This window comes from Duganella hordei, from assembly GCF_040369125.1.
GTDB classification, from domain to species: Bacteria; Pseudomonadota; Gammaproteobacteria; order Burkholderiales; family Burkholderiaceae_D; genus Rugamonas; species Rugamonas hordei.
On sequence record NZ_BPWI01000002.1, the window covers coordinates 67,995 to 84,283 of the forward strand.

A 16,289-nucleotide genomic window follows, 5' to 3' on the forward strand; every position below is an offset into this window, starting at 1 on the left:
ATAACTTAGTTAAGACAGATTCGGCGCCAGCCAGCGCTCCAGTTCAGCCTTGTCCACCTTGCGGCGTTCGGCCATGTCGGCCAGCTGGTCTTCGCCGATCTTGCCGACCACGAAGTACTTCGATTCCGGGTGCGCGAAGTAGAAGCCCGACACGGCGGCGCCCGGATACATGGCAAACGATTCCGTCAGCTCCATGCCGATCTCGCCGGCCTGCAGGGTCTTGAACATGTCGCGCTTGACGGTGTGCTCGGGGCAGGCGGGGTAGCCCGGCGCCGGACGGATGCCGACGTACTTCTCCGCGATCATGTCGTCGTTGCTCAGCGTCTCGCCGGCGGCATAGCCCCACAGGTCGGTGCGCACGCGCTCGTGCATGTATTCGGCGAACGCCTCGGCCAGGCGGTCGGCCAGCGACTTGAGCATGATGGACGAGTAGTCGTCGTGCGCGTCCTCGAAGCGCTTCTCGTACTTCTCGATGCCCAGGCCGGCGGTGACGGCGAACATGCCGATGTAGTCCTTGACGCCCGAGGCCTTGGGCGCGATGAAATCGGCCAGGCACTGGTTAGGACGCTGCACGCCGTCCACCACCGGCTTGACGCCCTGCTGGCGCAGGCCGTAGTAGGTGAAGTCCACGGTGGCGCGGGTGTCGTCGGTGTAGATCTCGATGTCGTCGTCGTTGACCGTGTTGGCCGGCAGCAGGGCGATGACGCCGTTGGCGCTCAGCCAGCGGCCGTCGATCAGCTTCTTCAGCAACGCCTGGCCTTCCTCGAACACCTTGGTGGCCGCCTCGCCGACCACTTCATCGGTCAGGATGGCGGGGAACGGGCCGGCCAGGTCCCAGGTCTGGAAGAACGGGCCCCAGTCGATGTAGCGGGCGATGGTCGCCAGGTCGACGTTCTTGAACTCGCGGCGGCCGATGAACTTCGGCTTGACCGGCGCGGCGGCGCCGTCGAACGGCACCACCATCTTGTTGGCGCGCGCGTCCTTCAGCGACAGCATCGGCAGCGCCTTCTTGTTGGCGTGCTGCTCGCGGATGCGGATGTAGTCCTGCGAAATCTCCTCGATGTACTGCTCGCGGCTCTCCGGCGTCAACAGCGACTGCGCCACCGACACCGAGCGCGACGCGTCCGGCACGTAGACCACCGGCCCTTCGTAGTTGTGGGCGATCTTGACGGCGGTGTGGGCGCGGCTGGTGGTGGCGCCGCCGATCAGCAGCGGGATCTTCAGCATGCGGAAGTGCTCGTCGCGCTGCATTTCCTTGGCCACGTGGGCCATCTCTTCCAGCGACGGCGTGATCAGGCCGGACAGGCCGATGATGTCGGCGTTTTCCAGCTTGGCGCGCGCCAGGATCTCGGAGCAGGGCACCATCACGCCCATGTTCACCACTTCGAAGTTATTACATTGCAGGACCACCGAGACGATGTTCTTGCCGATGTCGTGCACGTCGCCCTTAACGGTGGCGATGACGATCTTGCCCTTCGGCTTGGCGACGATGCCGGTGCGCTTTTCCTCGGCCAGCTTTTCTTCCTCGATGTACGGAATCAGGTGGGCCACGGCCTGCTTCATCACGCGCGCCGACTTGACCACTTGCGGCAGGAACATCTTGCCCTGGCCGAACAGGTCGCCGACGATGTTCATGCCGTCCATCAGCGGGCCTTCGATCACGTGGATGGGACGGCCGTTGGCGGCCAGCACCTGCTGGCGCATCTCTTCGGTGTCTTCGGTGATGAACTGGGTGATGCCGTGCACCAGCGCGTGCGCCAGGCGCTTCTCGACCGGGCCGCTGCGCCATTCCAGGTTCTGCGCATCCTGCTTGCCGGCGCCGGCCTTCAAGGTGCCGGCGATGTCGATCATGCGTTCGGTGGCGTCGTCGCGGCGGTTCAGCACCACGTCCTCGACGCGCTCGCGCAGCTCGGCCGGCAAGTCGTCGTAGACGCCGACCATGCCGGCGTTGACGATACCCATGGTCATGCCGGCCTTGATCGCGTGGTACAGGAACACGGTGTGGATCGCCTCGCGCGCCGGGTCGTTGCCGCGGAAGGAGAACGACACGTTGGAGACGCCGCCCGAGATTTTCGCGTGCGGCAGGTTTTCCTTGATCCAGCGGGTGGCGTTGATGAAGTCCACCGCGTAGTTGTTGTGCTCTTCGATGCCGGTGGCGATGGCGAAGATGTTCGGGTCGAAGATGATGTCTTCCGGCGGGAAGCCGACGGTGTTGACCAGCAGCTTGTAGGCGCGCTCGCAGATTTCGATCTTGCGCTCGAAGGTGTCGGCCTGGCCTTTTTCATCGAAGGCCATGACGATGACGGCGGCGCCGTAGCTGCGGCACAGCTTGGCCTGGCGGATGAATTCCTCCTCGCCTTCCTTCATCGAGATCGAATTGACGATGGACTTGCCCTGCACGCACTTCAGGCCCGCTTCGATCACCGACCATTTGGACGAGTCGATCATGATCGGCACGCGCGAGATGTCCGGTTCGGAGGCGATCAGGTTGAGGAAGCGGGTCATCGCCGCCAGAGAATCGAGCATCGCCTCGTCCATGTTGATGTCGATGACCTGGGCGCCGTTTTCCACCTGCTGGCGCGCCACGCTCAGCGCCTCGTCGTACTGCTCGTTGAGGATCATGCGCGCGAACGCTTTCGAGCCGGTGACGTTGGTGCGCTCGCCGACGTTGACGAACAGCGAGCTGTCGTCGATGGTGAACGGTTCCAGGCCCGACAGGCGCTGCGCCACCGGCACGACCGGCACGGTGCGCGGCGCGGTCTTGGCCAGCATCGAGGCTATGGCCTTGATGTGGTCCGGCGTGGTGCCGCAGCAGCCGCCGGCCACGTTGATGAAGCCGGCGTCGGCGAATTCGCGCAGCAGCGCCGAGGTGTCGGCCGGCAGTTCGTCGAAGCCGGTGTCGCTCATCGGGTTGGGCAGGCCGGCGTTCGGGTAGATGCAGACATAGGTGTCGGCGATCTGCGACAGCTCTTCGGCGTAGGGACGCATCAGCGCCGCGCCCAGCGCGCAATTGAGGCCGATGGTCAGCGGCTTGGCGTGGCGCACCGAGTTCCAGAAGGCTGGAACGGTCTGGCCGGACAGGATGCGGCCCGAGGCGTCGGTGACGGTGCCGGAGATCATCAGCGGCAGGCGCGGCAGGCCCGGGTTCTCTTCGTAGAATTTGTCGATCGCGAACAGCGCGGCCTTGCAGTTGAGCGTGTCGAAGATGGTCTCGACCAGCAGCACGTCGACGCCGCCTTCGACCAGTCCCTTGGTCTGCTGGTGATAGGCGTCGACCAGCTGGTCGAAGGTGATGTTGCGCGCGGCCGGGTCGTTGACGTCGGGCGAGATCGAGGCGGTCTTCGGCGTCGGGCCGAGGGCGCCGGCGACGAAGCGCGGCTTGTCGGCGCTGCTGTACTTGTCGCAGGCGGCGCGCGCCAGCTTGGCCGCTTGCACGTTCATCTCATAGGCCAGGTGGGCCATGTGATAGTCGTCCTGCGCGATGGTGGTGGCGCCGAAGGTGTTGGTTTCGATCAGGTCGGCGCCGGCGGCCAGGTAGCGCTCGTGGATTTCCTGGATCACTTGCGGCTGGGTCAGCGTCAGCAGCTCGTTGTTACCCTTGACGAACAGCTCGCGCGCGCCGGAACCAGCGGGGGCGGCGAAGTCGATGAACCGGCCCGTCGGGCCGCCGCGGTACGCGGTTTCATCCAGCTTGTACTGCTGGATGATGGTGCCCATCGCGCCGTCGAGAATCATGATGCGGCGGGCGAGGATCTCGCGCAGCTGGGCATCGGTCTTGGACATCACGGGGCGGGACACGTTGTTATTCATCTAATACTTTCTGTGGTCGTGGGCGAGCGGCGCCAACGATGGTCGGCGGTCTAAAATTATACGGCATCGCGGAATAAGCTTCAGCCAACCGCTGCGTCGCAGCAACAATCTGCCGTTTTGTTGCTTGTTTGCTACTTGTCCTTACTTGGTTTTGCATGGATTTACCGGGGAAACAGAGCGATACCAAGTGCAACATTGCGCAATTAGCCAGCAACGTCGCGTCGACAGAATGAAGCCTCCTTCATGTCGATTGCGCTACGATGAAAATCACCGTCATTATTTCCGCGCACTGCAAGGGCCGCGAGCTGGAATGCGTGCTCACCGGCTATGCCAGGCAAACGCACAGGCCGGACCAGATCATCGTCGCCCAGGACGGCGTGGACCCGGCGATCGGCGCCGCCATCGCCGCGGTACAGGCCGAGGGCTGGCAATTGCCGCTGCTGCACCAGACGCAGGAGCAGCGCGGCTTTGGCAAGTACCGCGCGCTCAACCGCGCCATCCTGGCGGCCTGCGGCGACCTGTTGCTGTTCACCGACGGCGACTGCATTCCGCGCGACGACTATGTCGAGAACTACGTGCGGCTGATGCGGCGCGGGATCTTTTTGTCCGGCGGCAGCCACATCAGCATTCCCGAGGCCTACCACCTGCGCAGCAACCTGCTGGCGGCGGTGCGCGACCAAAGCCTGTTCAGCTATGGCTATCTGCGTGCGATACCCGGCTTTCGCAAGGGCGCGTCGCGGCTGACGCGCAACCGGCTGCTGGCGCGGACGCTGGACGTGCTGACCCAGCGCGACGCCTTCAGCGGCTCCAACAGCTGCGCCTGGCGCAAGGACGTGCTGGCCGTCGGCGGTTTCGACGAGCAGATGGCGTATGGCGGCGGCGACCTGAACATGGGCTTGCGGCTGAACCATATCGGTGTGCGCGGCGTGCGGGCGCGGCATACGCTGGTGAGCCTGCATCTGGATCACGGCCGCAACTACTACTGCGCCGACAAGGAGCGCGCCAACCACGACTGGAACCGGCAGGTGCGCAGCAGCAAGCTGGTGCTGCCGCGCGAATCGCAGATATGTGCCGGGTTTGTCCAAATCATCTGACATGCCGGCCCCATCGTTCGCCTGCCAGCTCCGTGATTTAACTTATACTTCCTTATTTGCAAAATTAAGGAAGTATCGATGAAGATTTCTCAATCCATCCGCCTGATCTGCGCGGCCGGCGCGCTGGGTTTGGCTTTGAATGCCAACGCCGACAGTTTCGTTTCGTCGGCCTCCAGCGCTGGATCGGCGTCCAGCGGCAGTATTTCCGATTCGCTCAACGGTTCGAGCAACAGCTCGAAAGGCGACAACCGCCGCGTCGCCGACGGCGAGTACCGCATCATCCAGATCGCCGCCACGCCCGACCGCGCCGGCCGTACCCGTGTGACCATGGAGGCCGGCGATCCGCAGCAGCGCGTCGTGCTGGATCTGCCGCAGACCACCTTCGACAAGCAGCAACTTGCCGTCGGCGATGCGATGTATGCGCAGAACCGCGTCTACGGCATCGAGTTCGGCCGCGGCGACACGCATCAGCCGTTCTACCTCGTGCTGGCCGATGAGTGGTACGGCGAGCTGGCCTCGCGCCCACTCGGCATTTGAAGCTGGCCCGCGCGCTGGCGCTGGCCACGCTGGCCTGCGCCGCGCTGTGCACGGCCGGCGCCGCGCAGGCCGGCGGTTCCTCCGGTGCTTCACGTTTTTGCGACCGCAGCCAGCCGCTGACCGCGTCCGAACAAGACCGCTTGCTGCGCTTTGCCGCCGTGCTGCGCGAGGAACTGGCCGGCGTCGACGATGGGCTGGCGCTGGTCAGCCGCTCGGGACTCGACCTGTCGCGCTTCGGCATCCGCTACTCGCACGCCGCGCTGGCCTGGCGTTCGGAAGCCGGCGCCTGGTCCGCGCGACAGCTTTACTATGCCTGCGACGAGCATCGTCCACGGATATTCGACCAGGGCCTGGCCGGCTTCGCGCTCGGCACCGACGATCCCGCGCTGGGCTACATCTCCATCGTGCGGCTGCCGCCGCAGGCCATCGCGCAGCTGCGTCCGGCCTTGCTCGACACCCCGCGCGTGCTGCACCTGCTGGCCGCGCAGTACAGCGCCAGTGCCTATGCCTTCAGCACCCGCTACCAGAACTGCAACCAGTGGGTCATGGAAATGCTGGCCGCCGGCTGGGGCGACCTGGCGGATGGCGACGACCTGCGCGAACGCGCCCAGCGCTGGCTGCGCGACGAGCGCTATGCGCCGGAACCGGTCGACGTCGATTCCCGCTTCCTGATGCTGGTCTCGCACTTCGTGCCGCTGCTGCATCTGGACGACCATCCCGATGACGACCGCTGGGCGATGAAGCTGAAGATCAGTCTGCCCTCGACTGTCGAAGCCTTTGTGCACCAGCGCTTCCCAGGCAGCGAGCGCGTCGAGCTGTGCCACGACGAGCGGCAGATCGTCATCCACCGAGGCTGGACGCCGATCGCCGCAGGCTGCAAGCCGGGCGACGGCGATCGTGTGATCTCGCTGCGCGACTAGTGGACTAGCGCATCGCCATCGCCACCGCGTCGTCCAGCCGGTCGTTCCCCCAGAACATGGCGCCGTCCACCATGAAGGTCGGCGCGCCGAAGATATGCAGCGCCTTGGCCTGCTCGGTGCGCGTGCGCAGCCTGGCCTTGTTGGCGTCGCTCTGCGCTTCCTGCAGGATGGCTGCGGCGTCCTGGCCCAGCGAGGTCAGGATGTCCGTCATGACTTCCGCGCTGCCGATGTCGCGGTCTTCGGAGAAATTGGCGAGCATTACACGCTCGCACAAATCCTGCATCCATGGCTGCTCTTCGCACAGGATGGCCACGCGCGCCGCCAGCAGCGAGTTGCGCGGGAACTCGGTCGGCTGCCGCCAAGGCAAGCCGTACTTGGCGCACTGGCGTGGCATGTCCTGCCAGACGTAGGCGCCTTTGTCCTTCTGCAGAACGAAGGGCGAGTTGTTCCAGCCCGCTTCCTTGAAGATCGGGCCAAGCAGGAAGGGGCGCCAGGCCACGCCGTCCGGCGCCAGGCTGCGGATGCGCATCACGCTCAGGTAGCTGTAGTTGCTGGCGAAGTCGAACCAGAATTCAATTTTCATTTTGCATCTCCTTGATAGATCAGCAGACAGCGGATTTCAATGCTTTCACGTAGCGGCGCACCCGTCGGTGTTTCCGGGTGCTCAAAAGCGGCATGGGGCGTATGGCCCGCCATTTCGGTATCGTACTGCTTGAAGATCAGCACCTCCTCGCGCGTCATCGCATGGAAGTATGCCCATGATTGCGCGGGATTGTGCATGGCCTGGTAAATTTCTCCGGTGCGCTCGGGGTAGAAGATATCGCTGGCGACCAGATCGTCGGACGACACGCTGCGCGCGTCGCACACGGCCAGCGGCGCATCGAACACCGGATGGCGGATCGAACGCCACAGGTTCACGATGGCGTAGCGCCGAACGCCGGCCGCCTTGTCGCCCAACTCCTGCAGCAGCCTGCGGTGCGCCGACGCCGGCGTGAAATCGCAGTGCACGCGTCCCGCCGCGCCGGGGCGCTGGCCTTCGACGCGGCCGAACGCCTGCGGCGAACCAGGCGTGCGCTTGCGCACCAGATGGTCGAACACAAAGGCCAGGCTGGCGCCGGAGACTGCGAGCGCAAGCTCCGCCACTTCGGGATAGTAGAGGCGTACCACCTGGTCCTTGTCGAGGAAGTCGCGCACCGCGGTGGGCGCCTCGCGCAGCTCGTAGCCTTCGCGGTCGATGGACAGGCCGCCGTCCGCGCGCGCGTCGCGTATCGCCACCGCCACGGATTCGTAGGCTGCGTTCTGCCACGGCCGGCCGTCGGGCGGCGGGTACATATAGGTGTATGGGCGCTCGGATGTCGGCTGCAGGAACTCCAGCGCGGCGGTGGTGTGATGAGTCATGTCGGTCTCCCTGAAAGCCTCATTGAATCCGATTCCGCCTCGCCGCTCAAACGGTATATTCGCCGCATTCACATTCCTGTTGTGCATGCGTGATACAGTCATGCCATGCCTGACCGCCTTTTGGATCTTCCGCCGCTGGACCTGCTGCGCAGCTTTGTCGCAGTCGGCCGCCGCATGAGTATCACGCTCGCGGCACAAGACATGTGCCTGACGCAGTCGGCGCTCAGCCGCCAGATACAGGCGCTGGAATCGTCGCTGGGCTACCGGCTGCTGGTGCGCGGGCACCGCTCCATCGAGTTCACCGGCGAGGGCCGGCGGCTGTTCCGCAGCGCGGATGCGATGCTGGAGCAATTGGGCGACGTGGTAGCCAGCCTGCGCCCCGCCGATACGCGGCAGCCGGTCACCATCAGCGCCAGCATCGGCGTGACGGCCTTGTGGATATTGCCGCGCCTGAACGCGTTCCAGCAGGCGGCGCCGGACATCGACGTGCGGGTGGCCGCCAACAACCGCTTCGTCGATCTGGAACGCGAGCAGGTCGATTTGTCGCTGCGGTATTGCCGGCCGGAGGAGGCGCCGCAAGGCGCGCTGCGGCTGTTCGGCGAAGCGCTGGTGCCGGTGGCGCATCCCGCGTTGGCCGTGGCCGCGATTGAAGATCCGGCGCAGTTGCGCCGGCAGGTGTTGCTTGAGTTTGACGACGTGTCGCGTCCTTGGCTGCAATGGGCTGCCTGGCTGCGCGGCGCCGGTGCAGGGAAGGTCAAGCCCCAAGGCATGCTGCGTTTCAATCAGTACGATCAGGTGGTGCAGGCTGCGCTGGCCGGGCAGGGTGTCGCGCTGGGACGGCTGGAACTGGTGCGGCCTTTGCTGGAGCAGGGCAAGCTGGCGCTGGCCAGCGGCTTGCCGCCGGCCGCCAGCGATTACGCCTACTGGCTGCTGACGCGGCGCGACGCCGGCGCGGACGCCATCATCGTCGCCGACTGGATACGCGCCGAAGCACGCAAGGCTGCGGGCTGAGTTGTCAGGCGAAGGTCAAGCCTTCAAGCGGGAAGCCTTTGATGAACTCGGCCGCCGGCAGGCGCTTGCCGCCCGGCTTTTGCAGTTCCGTCAGGCGCAGCGAGCCGCTGCCGCAGGACACGACGATGCCGTGCTGCGCGTCGGCCGCCAACACCTGGCCGGCCGGCGCCTTGCTGTCGGCTTCCAGCAGTTCGGCGCCCCACAGCTTGACGTTGACGCCGTTGACCGACGCGTGCGCGCCGGGGAAGGGATTGAAGGCGCGGATCTTGCGACCGATCTCGACGGCCGGTTGGGTGAAGTCCAGCGCCGCTTCTTCCTTGCTGATCTTGGCGGCGTAGCTGACACCGGCCTCCGGCTGCGGCACGGCTTCCAGCTGGCCGTGCCTCATCTTGTTGAGCGCCTCGACGATCATCTTGCCGCCGAGCGCGGCCAGCTTGTCGTGCACCATGCCGGTGGTGTCCTGGTCGCCGATGGCGATGCGCTCGATCAGCAGCATCGGGCCGGTGTCCAGGCCTTCTTCCATTTCCATGATGGTGATGCCGGTCTCGCGGTCGCCCGCCTCGATCGCGCGGTGGATGGGCGCGGCGCCGCGCCAGCGCGGCAGCAGCGAACCGTGGATGTTGAGGCAGGGCTTGATGTCGAGCGTGCTGCGCGGCAGGATCAGGCCGTAGGCGGCCACCACCATGACGTCGTACGGCGTCGACAGCAGACGCGCATGCGCGGCCAGCGCCTGCTCGGCGCGCACCGGGTCCTTGCTGTCGGTGCGCAGCGACAGCGGCTGCAGCACTTCGATGCCGTGCGCGACCGCGTATTGCTTGACGGCGGACGGTTGCAGATGCATGCCGCGTCCCGCCGGACGGTCGGGCTGGGTCAGCACCAGCGGAATTTCAAAGCCGGCCTCATGCAGGGACTGCAGGGCCACGGCGGCAAATTCCGGCGTGCCGGCGAAGATGACTTTCATGCGGTTCCCCGGTGATGCTGAATGATGGAAATCAGAAGCGGCGGCCTTGCGCGCGCAACTGGGCTTCGCGCGCCATGCCGCGCTCTTCCTTGACCAGCTTGCTCTTGATGCGGTTGCGCTTCAGCGGCGACAGGTATTCGACAAACACCTTGCCCAGCAGGTGATCCATCTCGTGCTGGATGCAGACCGCCAGCAGGCCGTCGGCTTCCACTTCGAAAGGCTGGCCCTTGACGTCCAGCGCGCGGACCTTGACCTGGGCGTGGCGTTCGACGCCGTCGTAGATGCCGGGCACCGACAGGCAGCCTTCGTCGTAGACCTGCTTCTCTTCGCTGGCCCAGATGATTTCCGGATTGATGTAGGCGACCAGCGCGTCCTTGGTTTCGGAGATGTCGATGACGACCAGCTGCTCATGCACGTCGACCTGCGACGCGGCCAGGCCGATGCCGGGCGCTTCGTACATGGTTTCGGCCATGTCGGCGACCAGCTTTTCCAGCCGCTCGTCGAAGACGGTGACCGGCTTGGCGACCTTGTGCAGGCGTGGGTCGGGGTAACGCAAAATATTTAAGATAGCCATGTGCTGTAACTGTGTTGATAACTAAGTGATTGCCTTGATAACGCGCGCGGTGGACCGGAGGTCGCCGCGGCGGTTTTCCCCATCAAAAATGCAACATCCGCGCCGGGTACCATTGCGCGGTTTCTCTTGCTAGTTCAGGGTTTTATGGGCAGAATTTGATTCAATTTAGCAAGCCTTTTCACCTTCTTGCTATCGTGTGCCTGCGCAATGTATGGCGCATTTACCGGATCTACTAATGAAAAATTTTAGCACAGTCGGCACCCGCTTAGTATTGGCGGCGCTTTTTTCCGGTCTGACGGCGGCCTCGGCGGAACCACTGAAATGTGAATTCCGCGCCGACGCGCCGGACCAGCACCTGGTGGTCAAGGGCGATACGCTGTGGGACATTTCCGGTAAATTCCTCGAGCGTCCATGGTGCTGGCCGACCGTCTGGGGCATGAACCGCGACGAGATCGCCAACCCGCACTGGATCTATCCGGGCCAGATCATCTGGTTCGACCGCACCGCCGGCCGCCTGCGGCTGGGCAACAAGATCGAGGCGACCATCGACGGCGCCGGCGGCGCGTCCAACCTGCGGCTCAAGCCGCAACTGCGCACCGAGGGCCTGGGCAAGGACGCGGTGACGTCGATTCCGGCCGGCGTCATCGAGCCGTTCCTGACGCAGCCTTTGATCATCGAAAACGACGAACTGGCCGGCGCGCCGCGCGTGGTGGCCACGCAGGAAAGCCATGTGTTCCTGGGCAAGGACGACAAAGCCTATGTGCGCGGCGACCTGAAGGGCAACACCTCGTTCCAGGTGTTCCGTCCCGGCACCCCGCTGAAGGATCCGGTCACCAAGCAGGTCATCGGCTACGAGGCGTTTTACCTGGGCACGCTGAAGCTGCAGAACGAAGCCAAGCCGGGCAGCGGCAGCGACGTGCATACCTTCATCGTCGCCAGCGCCAAGGAGGAAATGGGCAAGGGCGACCAGCTGCGCGCGATTCCGCCGATGCCGATGCAGAATTACGTGCCGCATCCGCCTGAGCTGAAGGTCAATTCGCGGGTGGTGGCGATCTACGGCGGCGTGACGCACGCCGGCCAGAACCAGGTAGTCAGCATTAATCGCGGAAAGCTTGACGGACTCGACATCGGCTCCGTGCTGCAGCTGTACCATGCGGGGAAGACTGTGAGCGACGGCACCGCCAAGAAGAGCTGGCTGGGCATGCGCGAACAGCAGGTCAAGCTGCCGGATGAGGAAGTGGGCAGCTTGTTTATCTTCCGCGTGTTTAAGCATATTTCCTACGGCTTGATCATGCAGGTGTCGGCGCCGGTGGAAGTGGGCGACGTCGCCAAGTCGCCGGAGTGACCCGCGCCGTGCAAGCCACGGATACCCCCACCGCCGAGTTCCAACCAGTCAGCGCGCCCGAGCTGGCTGGCTGGCTGCGCCTGCAGATGACGGCCGGCGTCGGCCTGCTGACGGCGCACCGGCTGCTGGAGCGCTTCGCCACGCCGGAGGCGATCTTTGGCGCCGAGCGCGACACGCTGCTGGAGGAGGTCAAGCGCGACCAGGCCGACGCGCTGCTGCAGCCGCCCGCCGAACTGGCTGCGCTGGTCGAGGCCACGCTGGCCTGGCAGCAACAACCCGGCAACCTGCTGCTGACCTTGGACCATCCCGGCTATCCCGCATCGCTGCGCCATGTCGCCGCCGCGCCGCTGATGCTTTACGTCAAGGGCAATGCCGGGCTGCTGGCGCGGCCGTCGCTGGCCGTGGTCGGCGCGCGCAATGCCAGCGTGCAGGGCATGCTGAACGCCGCGCGCATGGCCGAGGCGCTGTCCGACGCCGGCCTGACCATCGTTTCCGGTTTGGCGCTGGGCATCGACGCGGCGGCCCACGCGGGCGGCTTGAACGGTCCGGGCAGCACCATCGCCGTCATCGGCACCGGCCCCGACCGCATTTACCCGGCCCGTCACGGCGAGCTGGCGCGCCGCATCGCCGAGCAGGGCTGCATCGTCAGCGAGTACGCGCTGGGCACGCCGCCGCTGCGCGACAACTTCCCCCGCCGCAACCGCGTCATCAGCGGGCTGGCGCGCGGCGTGCTTGTGGTGGAGGCGGCCGCGAAGTCCGGCTCGCTGATCACGGCGCGGCTGGCGGTGGACCAGGGCAAGGCGTTGTATGCGATTCCCGGCTCCATCCACGCCACCTTGTCCAAGGGCTGCCACATCCTGATACGCGAGGACGGCGCCAAGCTGGTGGAGACGGCGGCCGACATCCTGACCGACCTGCAATTGCTGGCGCCCGGCGCCGGCGGCGCGCGGCCGCCGCTGGACGACAGCTTTGTCGACCGCGTGCTGGAGGCGATGGGCGACGATCCGGCCCCGGCCGACCTGCTGGCGCTGCGCCTGGGACAGGCCGCCGCCGACCTGCAGGGCCAGTTGCTGGCGCTGGAACTGGCGGGCCTGATCGAGCGTTTGCCCGGCGGTATGTTCCAACGCTTGCGCGCATGACAGCGTCCAAGTTGCTGAAAGATAAGGCGTTCTGTGCAGCACTTGTGCGGCATCTGTTTTAGCTGATAGAGTAGAGCCATGTTCGACATCCTTGTTTACCTCTACGAGACGTATTACCGTCCCGATGCCTGCCCTGAACCGGCGGCATTGGCCAAGAAACTGTCGGCTGTCGGTTTTGACGATGTAGAGATTTCCGAGGCATTGGTTTGGCTGACCGACCTGACCGCGATGGCCGGGGTCGAGCAAACGCTGACGGCGGCCTCCACCGGCACCCGTTTCTACGTGGACGAAGAGCAGGACGTGCTCGGTTCTGCCGCGATCGGCTTCATCCAGTTCCTGGAATCGGCCAAGGTGTTGTCGCCATTGCAACGCGAAATCGTCATCGAACGGGCGCTGGCGCTGGAAGAGGCGCCGGTCTCGCTGGGCAAGCTCAAGGTCATCGTCCTGATGTTGCTCTGGAGCCAAGGCAAGGAGCCGGACGCGCTGATGTTCGACGACCTGTTCGGCTCCGACGAGGACCAGGCGCCACGCCTGCTGCACTAATATATACGTGCAGCCTGCCTTGGATTTCCTTCCGGGCAATAAATTAAACAACATTCACCGGCGCCGCTACCCGCTATGGCGCTGTTTGCTTGCAGTCTGGCCGGCAACCCGCTTATCATTGGCGCTTTGACAAGACTGTCACGCGCCGGGCTTGCCATCGGCGACGCAAAAGTGCAGACTGCGACGCGATCCATGTATGATGCGCATGCTGCACCCATCCAAAGTGTTAAAAAACGAGATACAAAATATGACCAAAACCCTCATCATCGCCGAGAAGCCTTCTGTCGCGAACGACATCGCGAAGACGCTTGGCGGCTTTACCAAGCACGATGAGTACTTTGAATCCGACGAGTACGTGCTGTCCTCCGCCGTCGGTCACCTGCTGGAAATTGCCGTACCGGAAGAACACGACGTCAAGCGCGGCAAGTGGAGCTTCGCCCACCTGCCGATGATCCCGCCGTACTTCGCGCTCAATCCGATCGCCAAGACCGAGTCGCGGCTCAAGGTGCTCAACAAGCTGATCAAACGCAAAGACGTCACCACCCTGATCAACGCATGTGACGCGGGGCGCGAAGGGGAACTGATTTTCCGCCTGATCGCGCAGAACGCCAAGGCCAAGCAGCCGGTCAAGCGCCTGTGGCTGCAATCGATGACGCCCGGCGCGATCCGCGAAGGCTTCACCCATCTGCGCAGCGACGAAGACATGATGCCGCTGGCCGACGCCGCCCGCTGCCGCTCGGAAGCGGACTGGCTGATCGGCATCAACGGCACCCGCGCGATGACCGCGTTCAACTCGAAAGAGGGCGGCTTCTACCTGACCACCGTGGGCCGCGTGCAGACGCCGACCTTGTCGATCGTGGTCGAGCGCGAAGAGAAGATCAAGAAATTCGTCCCCCGCGACTTCTGGGAAGTGCGCGCCGAATTCGTCTGCGCGGCCGGTATCTACGAAGGCCGCTGGCTGGACACCAAGTTCAAGAAGGACGAGACCGATCCGGAGAAGCGCGCCGAGCGCCTGTGGAGCAAGGCGGCGGCCGACACCATCGCCATGGCTTGCCGCGGCAAGCAGGGCGTGGTCACCGAGGAAGCCAAGCCGACCACGTCGATGGCGCCGGCGCTGTTCGACCTGACCAGCCTGCAGCGCGAAGCCAACTCGCGCTTCGGCTTCTCGGCCAAGAACACGCTGGGCCTGGCCCAGGCGCTGTACGAAAAGCACAAGGTGCTGACCTACCCGCGTACCGATTCGCGCCACCTGCCGGAAGACTACATTCCGACCGTGCTGCAGGCGCTGGACGTGGTCAAGGAAAACCCGAACTACCACCAGTTCGCCAAGCAGATCCTGGACAAGAAGTGGGTCAAGCCGAACAAGCGCATCTTCGACAACACCAAGATCTCGGATCACTTCGCGATCATCCCGACCACGATCGCGCCGAAGAATTTGTCCGAGCCGGAGCAGAAGCTGTACGACCTGGTCACGCGCCGCTTCATGGCCGTGTTCTTCCCGCCTGCCGAGTTCCAGGTCACCACCCGCTACACCGAAGTGATGGGCCATCAGTTCAAGACTGAAGGCAAGGTCATGACCAATCCGGGCTGGCTGGCGATCTACGGCAAGGAAGCGTCGACCGACGACGACAAGGAAGGCAACGCCAACGGCAACCTGGTGCCTGTGGCCAAGGGCGAAAAGGTGCTGACCGACCAGGTCAACGCCAACGGCCTGGTCACCAAGCCGCCCGCACGCTACACGGAGGCGACGCTGCTGTCGGCCATGGAAGGCGCCGGCAAGCTGGTCGAGGACGACGAGCTGCGCGATGCGATGGCCGGCAAGGGCCTGGGCACGCCGGCCACGCGCGCCGCCACCATCGAGGGTCTGCTGACCGAGCGCTACCTGCTGCGCGAAGGCCGCGAGCTGATGCCGACCGCGAAGGCGTTCCAGCTGATGACCTTGCTGCGCGGCCTGGGCGTCAACGAACTGACCGCGCCGGAACTGACCGGCGAGTGGGAATACAAGCTGTCGCAGATGGAGAAGGGCAAGATCTCGCGTGACGAGTTCATGCGTGAAATCGCCCAGATGACGCAGATCATCGTCAAGCGCGCCAAGGAATACGACAACGATACGATCCCCGGCGACTACCACACGCTGCGCACGCCTTGCCCGAACTGCAACAGCGTGGTCAAGGAAAACTATCGCCGCTTCGCCTGCACCAAGTGCGACTTCTCGATGAGCAAGACGCCGGGCAGCCGCCAGTTCGAGATCGAGGAAGTCGAGCAATTGCTGAAGGACCGCACCATCGGCCCGCTGCAAGGTTTCCGCTCGAAGATGGGACGTCCGTTCGCGGCCATCCTGCGCATCGTGCGCGACGAAGAGATCAAGAACTTCAAGCTGGAGTTCGACTTCGGCCAGAACGACGATTCGGAGGATGCGGAACCGGTCGACTTCACCGGCCAGACCGCGCTGGGGCCTTGCCCGAAATGTGCCGGCGGCGTGTACGAGATGGGCCTGGCGTATGTGTGCGAGAACAGCGTCGCCAAGCCGAAGACGTGCGACTTCCGCAGCGGCCGCATCATCCTGCAGCAGGAGATCCTGCCCGAGCAGATGGCCAAGCTGCTCAACGACGGCAAGACCGACCTGCTGCCGGGCTTTGTTTCGCAGCGCACGCGCCGTCCGTTCAAGGCCTTCCTGGTGAAGGGCAAGGACGGCAAGATCAGCTTCGAGTTCGAAGAGCGCAAGGCCAAAGCGCCCGCCAAGGGCAAAGCGGCGGTGGCGGACGACGGCGCGGAAGATGCGGCGGAAGCGGCTCCGGCCAAAAAAGCCCCGGCCAAGAAAGCCGCGCCGGTCAAGGCCGCAGCGGTGAAAAAGCCGGCAGCCAAGAAAGCGCCAGCCAAAAAAGCAGCGCCGAAAAAAGCCGCCGCAACTGCCGAGTAATCCTCAGCGGCACCAGTGAAAACGGGACCTTGATGGT

At 64.6% G+C, this 16,289-nt stretch carries 13 protein-coding genes; 8 read left to right on the forward strand and 5 right to left on the reverse strand.

Translation table 11 applies throughout. The features are described 5' to 3' along the window. Positions 1–9: 9 nt before the first annotated feature. Entirely contained in the window at positions 10–3,783 is a 3,774-nt protein-coding gene (gene metH / locus ABWW33_RS04450) for a methionine synthase (RefSeq protein ID WP_444550984.1), read from the reverse strand. Positions 3,784–4,070: 287 nt separating this feature from the next. Between metH and ABWW33_RS04455 the strand changes: the two genes are divergently transcribed. From ABWW33_RS04455 to ABWW33_RS04465, 3 genes are all read left to right on the forward strand, one after another. Beyond that, a complete protein-coding gene (locus ABWW33_RS04455; protein WP_353399385.1) occupies positions 4,071–4,904 on the forward strand; it encodes a glycosyltransferase in 834 nt (277 codons plus the stop codon). 78 nt (positions 4,905–4,982) lie between these two features. After that, positions 4,983–5,441: a hypothetical protein gene (locus tag ABWW33_RS04460; protein WP_353399388.1), complete on the forward strand. Its 459-nt coding sequence runs from the start codon at positions 4,983–4,985 to the stop codon at positions 5,439–5,441. Beyond that, the gene (locus ABWW33_RS04465; RefSeq protein WP_353399391.1) at positions 5,438–6,361 is read left to right on the forward strand and encodes a DUF2145 domain-containing protein; all 924 of its coding nucleotides are present in this window, start codon (positions 5,438–5,440) and stop codon (positions 6,359–6,361) included. Before ABWW33_RS04460 ends, ABWW33_RS04465 begins: the two co-directional genes overlap by 4 nt. A gap of 4 nt (positions 6,362–6,365) precedes the next feature. On the opposite strand, the gene ABWW33_RS04470 is transcribed toward ABWW33_RS04465, so the two are convergent. After that, positions 6,366–6,944, reverse strand: a complete 579-nt coding sequence (locus ABWW33_RS04470; RefSeq protein WP_353399394.1) for a 2-hydroxychromene-2-carboxylate isomerase — start codon at positions 6,942–6,944, stop codon at positions 6,366–6,368. Then, the gene (locus ABWW33_RS04475; RefSeq protein WP_353399397.1) at positions 6,941–7,759 is read right to left on the reverse strand and encodes a CmcJ/NvfI family oxidoreductase; all 819 of its coding nucleotides are present in this window, start codon (positions 7,757–7,759) and stop codon (positions 6,941–6,943) included. The genes ABWW33_RS04470 and ABWW33_RS04475 overlap by 4 nt, the downstream gene beginning before the upstream one ends. Positions 7,760–7,864: 105 nt before the next feature. Between ABWW33_RS04475 and ABWW33_RS04480 the strand changes: the two genes are divergently transcribed. Further along, complete coding sequence (locus ABWW33_RS04480; protein WP_353399400.1) at positions 7,865–8,770, forward strand: LysR substrate-binding domain-containing protein; 906 nt, start codon at positions 7,865–7,867, stop codon at positions 8,768–8,770. A 4-nt stretch (positions 8,771–8,774) separates the two neighbouring features. Here ABWW33_RS04480 and fmt read toward each other — a convergent pair whose 3' ends face one another. Beyond that, entirely contained in the window at positions 8,775–9,731 is a 957-nt protein-coding gene (gene fmt, locus ABWW33_RS04485) for a methionyl-tRNA formyltransferase (protein WP_353399402.1), read from the reverse strand. A gap of 31 nt (positions 9,732–9,762) precedes the next feature. Beyond that, positions 9,763–10,305 (reverse strand): peptide deformylase, encoded by a 543-nt coding sequence (gene def / locus ABWW33_RS04490; RefSeq protein WP_176654821.1) that lies wholly within the window; start codon positions 10,303–10,305, stop codon positions 9,763–9,765. A 235-nt stretch (positions 10,306–10,540) separates the two neighbouring features. Here def and ABWW33_RS04495 point away from each other — a divergent pair, with 235 nt between their 5' ends. The 4 genes from ABWW33_RS04495 (at position 10,541) to ABWW33_RS04510 (ending at position 16,252) form a co-directional block, all read left to right on the forward strand. Further along, positions 10,541–11,650 carry a LysM peptidoglycan-binding domain-containing protein gene (locus ABWW33_RS04495; protein ID WP_353399405.1) on the forward strand — a complete coding sequence of 370 codons (1,110 nt, stop codon included), beginning with the start codon at positions 10,541–10,543 and terminating at the stop codon, positions 11,648–11,650. Next, positions 11,647–12,789 (forward strand): DNA-processing protein DprA, encoded by a 1,143-nt coding sequence (dprA, locus tag ABWW33_RS04500; RefSeq protein ID WP_353399408.1) that lies wholly within the window; start codon positions 11,647–11,649, stop codon positions 12,787–12,789. The genes ABWW33_RS04495 and dprA overlap by 4 nt, the downstream gene beginning before the upstream one ends. Before the next feature lie 78 nt (positions 12,790–12,867). Further along, entirely contained in the window at positions 12,868–13,332 is a 465-nt protein-coding gene (locus tag ABWW33_RS04505) for a Smg family protein (protein ID WP_176654818.1), read from the forward strand. Positions 13,333–13,579: 247 nt separating this feature from the next. Then, positions 13,580–16,252: a DNA topoisomerase III gene (locus ABWW33_RS04510; protein WP_176654817.1), complete on the forward strand. Its 2,673-nt coding sequence runs from the start codon at positions 13,580–13,582 to the stop codon at positions 16,250–16,252. Positions 16,253–16,289: the final 37 nt, after the last annotated feature.

Excerpts from the sequence above, each read along its gene's own strand:
- fmt (WP_353399402.1), bottom strand. The coding sequence starts at position 9,731 with ATGAAAGTCATCTTCGCCGGCACGCCGGAATTTGCCGCCGTGGCCCTG.
- ABWW33_RS04475 (WP_353399397.1), bottom strand. The coding sequence starts at position 7,759 with ATGACTCATCACACCACCGCCGCGCTGGAGTTCCTGCAGCCGACATCC.
- ABWW33_RS04460 (WP_353399388.1), top strand. The coding sequence starts at position 4,983 with ATGAAGATTTCTCAATCCATCCGCCTGATCTGCGCGGCCGGCGCGCTG.
- ABWW33_RS04505 (WP_176654818.1), top strand. The coding sequence starts at position 12,868 with ATGTTCGACATCCTTGTTTACCTCTACGAGACGTATTACCGTCCCGAT.
- ABWW33_RS04455 (WP_353399385.1), top strand. The coding sequence starts at position 4,071 with ATGAAAATCACCGTCATTATTTCCGCGCACTGCAAGGGCCGCGAGCTG.
- ABWW33_RS04510 (WP_176654817.1), top strand. The coding sequence starts at position 13,580 with ATGACCAAAACCCTCATCATCGCCGAGAAGCCTTCTGTCGCGAACGAC.
- ABWW33_RS04495 (WP_353399405.1), top strand. The coding sequence starts at position 10,541 with ATGAAAAATTTTAGCACAGTCGGCACCCGCTTAGTATTGGCGGCGCTT.
- def (WP_176654821.1), bottom strand. The coding sequence starts at position 10,305 with ATGGCTATCTTAAATATTTTGCGTTACCCCGACCCACGCCTGCACAAG.
- metH (WP_444550984.1), bottom strand. The coding sequence starts at position 3,783 with ATGTCCAAGACCGATGCCCAGCTGCGCGAGATCCTCGCCCGCCGCATC.
- ABWW33_RS04480 (WP_353399400.1), top strand. The coding sequence starts at position 7,865 with ATGCCTGACCGCCTTTTGGATCTTCCGCCGCTGGACCTGCTGCGCAGC.
- ABWW33_RS04470 (WP_353399394.1), bottom strand. The coding sequence starts at position 6,944 with ATGAAAATTGAATTCTGGTTCGACTTCGCCAGCAACTACAGCTACCTG.